Origin of the sequence: Bowmanella yangjiangensis (genome assembly GCF_017255015.1) — a bacterium.
Taxonomy (GTDB): domain Bacteria; phylum Pseudomonadota; class Gammaproteobacteria; order Enterobacterales; family Alteromonadaceae; genus Bowmanella; species Bowmanella yangjiangensis.
The window spans coordinates 1-1980 of the sequence record NZ_JAFKCS010000143.1 but is presented as its reverse complement, the minus strand read 5'-3'; the positions used below and the strand labels follow the sequence as shown (position 1 = coordinate 1980).

Sequence of the window (1980 nt, the reverse complement as noted above, 5' to 3'; positions counted from 1 at the left end):
CTCTGCCGCCGGTCCCATGCCCAGGGCGTAGGACTGGATGTGCTGGGCATTGAGGAAGTCGATCCATTCGGCCTCCTCGGCAGGGTTGATACCCGCGCTGCCATCCGGCTGGTTCGGCACACCGTCCGACAGGAAGTACGAGACGTTCTGCAGCGGCTCGCCCGGGTTGTCGGTGAGCGTCAGCTTGCCAGCCGACTGCCAGGCACTCATCGCCGTGTCCAACGCGGCATCGTAGTTGGTCGTCGCACTGTTGGAGGATTCCGGGAAGCCGATCACCGCCGCCTTGGCAGCATCCACCGTCATCCAGGTGGTGCCGTAGGCAGCCGCGCCGCTGGCGAATGTCACCAACCTCACCTTCACGTCACCCATCGCCTCGTACTGCTCCAGTAGTTCGAGCACTGCCAGCTTGGCAGCCTCCAGGCGCGACAGACCGCCGAAGTCAGCGGAGCTGTTCATGCTGCCGGAAACGTCCAGCACCACCAGCAGGTTGGTGTTGACGTCGCCGGACGCCTCGCGGCTCTGGCTGAGGTTCTGGGCCAGCGGAGAGTCGTCATCCACGGAGATTTCCAGCACACCCTCGGCCGGTGAACCATTGCCGTCGACCATCTGGTAGTCGAACTCGAAGTTCAGGTTGTTCTCCACGCTCCCGGAGCCCGGGGCCGGATGGTCCAGAGGCTCGAACAGCTGGAACTGGAAGCCACCCGTTGCCGGATTGGTGAGCGTCACGGTGAACACCGGCTGTCCGCTGCCTTCGATCTGCGCGGTCAGCACCTGGCCGTTGCCACTGACCACATACTCGACCGTCTGACCACCCGAGGTGATGCTGGGCAGATCGTCCGTCAGCCAGGTGAAGCTGCCGAAGCCATCGCCACCGTAGTCGTAGCCCAGACTGCCGGTCACCGTGGTGGCAGCCCCGGCATCGTCCTCGACGCCACCGATGATGCCGCCGGACAGCCCTTCCTCGTCGACCAGGTCGAACGCGTAGCCGCCAGTCGGCGTGTCATCGACGAAGCAGACATCGAGCTGCGTGCTCACCGTATCGTTGTCGCCGTCGACGACATCGATCTGGAAGGACAGGTCGAGGTCTGGAGGCAGGAATGTCTGCTCCAGGGTAATTTCCTGAATCCGATAGTCACCGTCATTGGAGCCGAAGGTCAGCTTGATGAAGCCATTCAACAGCGACGCTGCCGAACCGGTGGTGAAGTCGGAATCGGCCAGGTTGAAGCTGAACAGCGAGCTCTCGGAGCCCTGGCCGGTGTAGGTACCCGCCGCCACCAGGACGTCGTTGCTGTCATAGGCCTGCCAGAACAGCTCGTCACCGGAGGACAGCTTCTGCACATCCACCTCCGCCGAGTAGACGGTGGCGCTGAAGGTCATGTGCAGCTCTTCGCCGACGTCGATGAGGTTGTTGCCACCGACACCGACCCCCTGTGTGGACGGATTGACCAGGCCGTTACCCGTCAGGGTGACCGCAAGGCCCTCGCCACTTTCCACGTAGAAGGACGGCTGCGGCTGCCCCGCAGAGATGCCGGTCAGGTTGAAGTCGGCGGTGGTGACCGGACGCGAATTGACGATCTCCAGCTGGTAGTTGTTGCCGTTGCCGAGCGCATCGGGGTCGTCATACACGGTGAGGATGAAGAACGTCTCACCGCTGGCGTCACCAACCGTTGCGGTCAGCGTCGTCACGCCGTTCAGCTTGACCACGGTATAGAACAGGCCATCCGCGGTCGGTCCGCCATTGGCGGAGAGGTCGAAGCCACCGCCGTCACTGCCGTAGTCGGCTTCGATGACGCCTTGCGTGACGTAGCCGTTGACCTCCTCGACTTCGGCGCATTCGGGCGGAGTCACGGTCGGGCCGTCGTCGTCGAAGCTCAGGATCGAGCCTTGTTCGTCAGCCAGTACCAGGGTTTCCGAGGCGGTGACCTGGTCGCCATCGCCATCGGTGCGTACCACTTCGTAGGTCAGGCCCAGGCTGGCACC

The 1980-nt window shown here is 63.5% G+C and carries 1 protein-coding gene; it reads right to left on the bottom strand.

The window, feature by feature from the left end:
- Positions 1–1980, bottom strand: a 1980-nt coding sequence (locus J0A65_RS22705) for a VWA domain-containing protein (protein WP_206596577.1), incomplete at both ends; no start/stop codon positions are given.